The organism is Microcoleus sp. BM001215392 (assembly GCF_036700185.1).
In the GTDB taxonomy this organism is placed as follows: domain Bacteria; phylum Cyanobacteriota; class Cyanobacteriia; order Cyanobacteriales; family Microcoleaceae; genus Microcoleus.
Genome location: NZ_JAUBOJ010000399.1, coordinates 1 through 6,570, shown reverse-complemented (window position 1 = coordinate 6,570; position 6,570 = coordinate 1). Strand labels below are relative to the sequence as shown.

Annotated in this window: 5 protein-coding genes; 4 read left to right on the top strand and 1 reads right to left on the bottom strand. The window is 44.1% G+C overall.

What is annotated here, in order from left to right; genetic code table 11:
• Positions 1-374: 374 nt before the first annotated feature.
• Positions 375-1,130 carry a 4'-phosphopantetheinyl transferase family protein gene (locus tag QT974_RS28965; protein ID WP_333471840.1) on the bottom strand — a complete coding sequence of 252 codons (756 nt, stop codon included), beginning with the start codon at positions 1,128-1,130 and terminating at the stop codon, positions 375-377.
• A 272-nt stretch (positions 1,131-1,402) separates the two neighbouring features.
• On the opposite strand from QT974_RS28965, the gene QT974_RS28960 reads away from it, so the two are divergent.
• The 4 genes from QT974_RS28960 to QT974_RS28945 are packed head-to-tail and all read left to right on the top strand — an operon-like array spanning position 1,403 to position 6,380.
• The gene (locus tag QT974_RS28960; RefSeq protein WP_333471839.1) at positions 1,403-2,122 is read left to right on the top strand and encodes a sigma-70 family RNA polymerase sigma factor; all 720 of its coding nucleotides are present in this window, start codon (positions 1,403-1,405) and stop codon (positions 2,120-2,122) included.
• On the top strand, positions 2,112-3,254 hold the full coding sequence (locus QT974_RS28955; RefSeq protein ID WP_333471838.1) for a DUF1822 family protein: 1,143 nt from the start codon (positions 2,112-2,114) through the stop codon (positions 3,252-3,254). Before QT974_RS28960 ends, QT974_RS28955 begins: the two co-directional genes overlap by 11 nt.
• Before the next feature lie 31 nt (positions 3,255-3,285).
• The gene (locus QT974_RS28950) at positions 3,286-5,184 is read left to right on the top strand and encodes a CHAT domain-containing protein (RefSeq protein WP_333471837.1); all 1,899 of its coding nucleotides are present in this window, start codon (positions 3,286-3,288) and stop codon (positions 5,182-5,184) included.
• The gene (locus QT974_RS28945) at positions 5,181-6,380 is read left to right on the top strand and encodes a tetratricopeptide repeat protein (protein ID WP_333471836.1); all 1,200 of its coding nucleotides are present in this window, start codon (positions 5,181-5,183) and stop codon (positions 6,378-6,380) included. The genes QT974_RS28950 and QT974_RS28945 overlap by 4 nt, the downstream gene beginning before the upstream one ends.
• The last annotated feature ends 190 nt before the right edge of the window (positions 6,381-6,570 follow it).

Genomic DNA, 6,570 nt, shown 5'->3' with positions numbered 1-6,570 from the left:
CGGAGGTCATGCTTCGCCCCTACGGATATATTCGCTTGCATTGAGATGCACCCATGGGTGCTTCTATAAGCCGTGGTTGCAATCAGAATTAATTAATATGATTAAATATAAACTTAAATAACAGAATTTAACCACCAAGATTATGTGATATTTTTGATTGTTAATTAAAGAGTTTGGTGTGCATGAATTAGCCAATCGTTAGGGAGCTGAGATTTTTGATAAAAAGTCTTGTTACATCCAGGATTTTTCAGGAATGGAGGACACGGCGCCATGGTGTGTCCCTAATTCAAATCAAAACTCCCGGTGGGTAGTGAAAACTTCACTTGAGATTTTTTAATATGGTGAAAATTGCATTATTAACTGCGAACCATCACTTAACACTCTTCTGTCCACTGCCAACAATCGAGTTGGTAGCAATCTCCTGCAACGGCCACAGCCGCCACCATATCTAAACTGGGAATTAATTCAATTAAAGACCATTTTGATGTTGGTTCGGGGTTTTCGGTAAGAGTTAATATTGCTGCTGGTTCTCCGGGTGCGCAGGTGACAGCAAACTGATTCAGGGGAATAGAAAGCCCTTTGCCTACTGCTTTAATGTATGCTTCTTTGCGAGTCCAGCAGGTAAAAAAAGCTTGAGTTTGCAGATGTTGTGGAAGGGAACGCAGCACAGAGTTTTCTAAGGGTGAAAAATATTTTTCAGCAATCTCCAGACAAGGAAACTCTGGATTTATGCCTTCTATATCGACACCGATATCTCGATTGTTGGTAATAGCAATTAGAGTAATTCCGCGAGAGTGAGATAAATTGAAATGCAAACTGTTTCCACCTTGAGCGATGGTGAGAGAGGGTTTGCCGTAGGGGTTGCATTCAAAGCGCAGGAGGCTGGGATTTATGTGGAGGTAGCGGCCCAGAATTGCTCTGAGGGCGCCGCGACTGACAATAAATTGCGATCGATCTTTGGGAAAGTGAAAACGCTGTGCTTTTGTCTGTTCGTCGGTAGAGAGAGTTTGCTGCAAACTCTCCAAGCAAGACTGGGTTTGAGTTTGAGAGACGCGCCAGACGTGAATGGAACCGATATCTAATGTTAGATTTTGCGGTGGGGAATTCCAGGAAGCAACAACTGCAATCATTTATTTACTCTTGGGTTTTGGACTTCTAGTGCTGTGGCGAGCCCGACAGCACTGGAAAAAAATCATTTTTATGAAAATGAGACGCTCTTGACTAACAATCGCTGATTGAGCGATCGCCCGTTTACAAAACTCAACATACATTCAAACAGCCACATCGATTGTACAGCAATAGTTTCAGCCGCAACCTCAAAAAAACTTGGGAAGTTTGCAGAAAATTTTCCCACATATCCCGATAAGTAAATGTAGGAACAAAGTTGCGGCCGCACTTAACTATGACTGATGAATGCAACCCCTGTGAGGGGGAAGACCACTTATCTGATGAACTCGAACTCATCACTGAAGCTTGCCAGCATCTCCCCGGTAGTTCGCAGCGCCGTCGTTGTTTGGATAGACTGATTCGAGACATTCTCAAATCTGGCAAACTCTGGAAAGAAAGCACACCTTACTACCCAGAGGCCTTGCAACAAACATGGATCTATTTATCTAATAATTTGTGTGAAGCTACCACAGCAAGACGACCTTATGACCCGCAAACCAGCCGCATTACTACTTGGCTAAATGCCTATCTGAAAAATCGGCTGTTAGATTTTCGTTTGGAGGAACAAAGAGAAATAGCAGAACGAGTGCACCGTCGAAAAGTTTCATTACAAGGAGTAGAAGACGAAGAAACGCTCAATTCAATTGACAAGCTCGAAGCCGTGACTGATTCATTCTTTTATTTAGAAGAAATTTTAGAATGGATAGACCAAGATCCAAATGACGAGTTAAAAAGCAGACACGTCAGAGGCAAACCGCAGATCAATTGCCAAGTTTTATTGCAGCGCCAGTGTTCGTCAGCTCAAAGCCTTCAAGAACTCGCAAAAGAGTTTGGCTGCGCGGCTTCGACTTTATATGACTTGTTAAACAATGACTGCCGCCATTTGCTGCAACAATTTTGCGAAGACCAAGGATATCAGATCAACATACCAGGAGTGTACAGTAATGAACGATAGCAACCTTTGGGAAATCGACTCTTTACCAATGCCAATTACTCAAAAGGCAATGCAGCTTGCTCGGCAGTTTTCCGCCCAACAGCAGCACCCGCAAAAGCAAGAGCAAGTTTATCTCAATACTTTGGCAGTGTTGGCAGTTCGCGATTACCTGACAATTTTGAGTATTGAAACTGATTTGACTCAATGCGATAGCTGGAATCCGGTAATTCGCTTGTTTGCAGATGCTGCGGATTTGTATGTTAAAGGATTGGGTAAAATTGAATGTCGCCCGATTAAAAATTGGCATCAAAATTCATCTACCCAGCCGCCAGAGATTTGCCCGGTGCCGGTGGAAGCAATGACAGAACGCATCGGCTATATTGCGGTAGAAATTGATGAAGAGGAAAATGAAGCGAGATTGCTCGGTTTTTCGGCAAGTGCGGAGGCGGGCGAATTGGTATTGAGGCAATTGCATTCTCTGGACGATTTTTTGGTGCATCTAGATTATTTGTTTGAATCTAAAGTTGATTTGCGCCAGTGGTTGGTAAATGTGTTTGCGCCAGATTGGCAGCCTTTTGAAGCGGTCTTTCACCCGCAGCCAGAGGCGCTACAGACCGAGACAATTGAACATCCGAGTCCGTCGAGATTGCGCAATTGGTTAAATGATGTTGTGGAGACGGGATGGCAGATGATTCATCAAGGAAAGCAGGGTTTGGAAGATTTAATATTTCCAGATAATCGTGCTACTTTTGTGTTCCGGGGCGGTGGAAATTCGGAACCAGAATCTTCTTTTTTCGACAGTCACAGCAGCGTCTATAGGTTGCCAGAAGCTGATGTTACTAGGGCGAAGTTGATTGATTTGGGAATGCAGTTGGGAAGGACAACTGTTGCTTTATTGGTGGCTATTGCCGAAGAGAGCGATCGCACTATGAGAGTTTGCGTTCAATTGCATCCGGCGCTGGGACAAAGGTATCTGCCACCGCATACTAAACTTTCGTTAATATCCGACACGGGAGAAATTTTACACCAAGCTGAATCTACGGTGCAAAATTCGTGTATTGTACTCAAGGATTTTGAGGTAGAACCCAAAGAGAGCTTTAGCATCAGAGTAGCGCTCAAAAATGCCAGCGTGACAGAAAATTTTGTGGTATGATTTTGTCAATCACTGCGCAGGCATCCAATTTATGAGCTGGACTATCATCTTGGCTTTGGGATCTGGGAGTCTAAAAAGTGGGTTTCCTCACGTCACGGCGGAACTCAAAAAAACAGAAAAAACCTTCGCTAAATTTTCAGGCAGCTTGCCCCCAGCGCCGCAAGTTGAGGAATTGCACAGAAGGTGGAAATTGGTTTGTAACGCACTCAAGCCGGGAAGCAATGCGACTCGGATTAAATTCAAGTCAGCAGGCGCCACCACAAATTTTTCTGAGGACAAACCGGAAGCAATATATCCGAATTTGCAGAAAGAAATGAAGGAGTGGCTGGCGTCTGAGGAGTTTTGCAGAAAAATTGAGTTAAATCTCAGAACTTACATCGGCAATATATCTGAACCTTTTAAAATATTTTTAGAAAATGATAATTCTCAGATTTGGGAGTTACCTTGGGATGCGTGGGGATTGCGCGAAGTTTATCCCAACTGCGAAATCATTCTGACTTCCTGCGAGTACGGAACAATTATTAGATCCAGAAACGCAGTACCAATAGTTAAACCTTCTGAAGGTAGGATTTTATGCGTCTTTGGCAACACTAAGGGAATTGATATTAAAGAAGATCGCAAAACAATCAAAAAAGTTTTGGGCGATCGCTGCGAGTTAAATTTTCTGAACGAGCCGACTGCTGAAAAGTTGCACGAAGAGCTGTTTGATGATAAAGGCTGGCAAGTTTTATTTTTTGCAGGACACAGCAACAGCGACTTTAATGCTGCTAACGGACTGCTGTATATAAATCAAAATCCTGAGAACAATACTATTAGTGTAGAGCAGTTAAAGGCGGGTTTAAAAAAAGCTATCAGTAACGGTTTGCAGTTGCTGATTTTTAATTCTTGTTCGAGTCTGGGGATTGCTGCGGATATCGTTGCTGAGGGTTTGCATTTGCCGTCAATAATTGTGATGCGCGCGCCGCTACCAGATCCAATTGCTCACGATTTTGTGAAGTCTTTGTTTGAATATTTGGCATTGGGAGATCCTTTATTTTTGGCAGTACGCAAAGCTAAGAATAATTTGCTATCTTGGGAACCTCGATTTCCGGGTGCGAGCGGGATTCCCATGCTGTGTCAGCATCCGACTTTTGAAGAGTTTATTTTACCGCAGTGGAAACCCGAGATTCCTGTGAACGCCCCAGCGGACGATCGCGCGCGCGAGAGTTCTGTGAATCCACCAGCCGAGGATTTGGGGGAATCTCGCCCAAACCACGCGCAATTTATGATTCCAACTCAATTGATGCAGCGGGCGAGCATCAGTTTAGCGGTTGTGGCGATCGGCTATCCATTGATCGGCCCGAAGCTGGCAGATCAAATTAACACATTTGGGATGAAAAATCACCGTAGCAATCAATTTTTAATCGCGAAAGTTTCATACAATCTAGCTGCGTTAATCAATCCTACGAACGGCGAGTCTTCCTATAACTTATCTGAACTTTGCAAAGACCTAAGCGATCGCCAATGCGAGCGAGAAGCCATGCAAAGTGCAGTCTGGTTGGGAATTCCTGAAGCTCACGCTCAAATATCTAAATTTTTTCTGCGTGACAATAAACCTGAAGCTGCTTTAGGCGCGATCGCACTTTGCCTTCAAAATGCTAAACAAAATGGACTGAAATCATCTTGTTTCAAGAATCGCGGCTGGGTGCGATTCACTCAACAGCGATACGACGCAGCGGAAGCCGACTTAAGACAAGCAATATCTCTCAGCAATAAGACTCCAGAAGCTCAATGCCTTTTAGCGCAGGTACTGGAAGCTAAAGGAAAACCACAAGCAGCACTCACACATTGGCAAGAAACACTGAAATCTGCCAATTCCAGCATACCAGAACAAGATGAATGTATCGAAATGGCAAAGGAACGTTTACAAAAAACAGGAATAAGTAAATGAAAAAACAGACAACTGTGGTGATAGTAGGTGCAAGCGCGATCGCATTTACGTTGATTGCGATCGATATTCTGCCTCATCCCCGCTTCGGAAGTGATAGCGATTATTCCCAAAAATCTGCTAACAACCTGATAATTTCTCCAGCAATCGCAGCAACCAGAAGAATAGCCAACGGACAAATCCTGAATATTAGCGGCGAAGTCAAGCTACAGCGTCAAGATGGCAGAAATATTCGCCCGACAGTTGGTACGCCGATTTATCCCGGCGACAATCTGAAAACTTCACAAAACGGACAAATTACAATCCAATGTGCAGATTTAGGAATTAAGTCAATTAAAGCGGGCGAAAATCACTTGAATAGTTGTGTTTTGGCTAGCGACAAGTCGAAGGATGACTGCAATAAAAACTTAATTAGATGTCCCGATCGCGGTGATGATAAAATTGCTTGGAACAATGCGCCAATTCCTTATATAATCAGTCCGAGGCGGACGCAATTGCTGGAAAACAAGCCGGCTTTGCGCTGGAATCCGGTTGCGGGTGCGACTAGCTATCAGTTGAGCCTTCTGGAAAATGATGCGAAGTTAAATTGGGAAATGACGGTTAGCGGTACTGAGGCGGTGTATCCGGGGGAACCGGCGCTGAAACCGGGTGTTAAGTACAGATTGATTGTGCGGGCGAATACGGGAGTTTCTTCGGAAACTGCGCTAGGAGAGGGAGATTCAGAGTTTGGTTTGTTGGATGAAAAGGAAGCTCAGGGTGTTAAAGATGCAGTTGGGGCGATCGGGCAACAAGTACCGAATGTAGCGGCTAAGAAAGTAGCAATATCTCAGATTTATCTTACCACAAACCTGATTGCCGAAGCAATACAAACCTTAGAAAGCTTACCAACAGCCGGAGTTGAGACAGCGGCGATTTACCGGAAGTTGGGGGATCTGTATCGAGAGCGATCGCAACTAATGCCGCAGGCTGAAGTATATTATCAAAAGGCAATTAATGCAGGTCAATCAGACGATATCGAGGAGCTAACCGAGGCGCGTTACGGTTTGGCACAAGTTTATTCGTCCATGCGGAACTATCCCGAAGCGATGCGCAATTTGCAGTTAGCAAAAGAGGGATATCAAAATTTGGGAGATTTGCCGATGGTGGAAAAGATAGAGAAGCAATTGCAAGATGTGCAAAGAAGACAACAGAGGAAATAAGCATGATGTTATCAGATTGTATCAAATCGAGTAAAATAATGTCTGCTACCGCGCATCGCCAATTAAAATAAACGGCGACAAATCATAAGGATGGCGAGTAATTTGACTCAATTTAGCTTGCCGCAAAGCTTCGCCGGGTGCATCTCATTTTTGGAAATATACTCGTAGGGGCGAAGCATTTCGGCAGTAA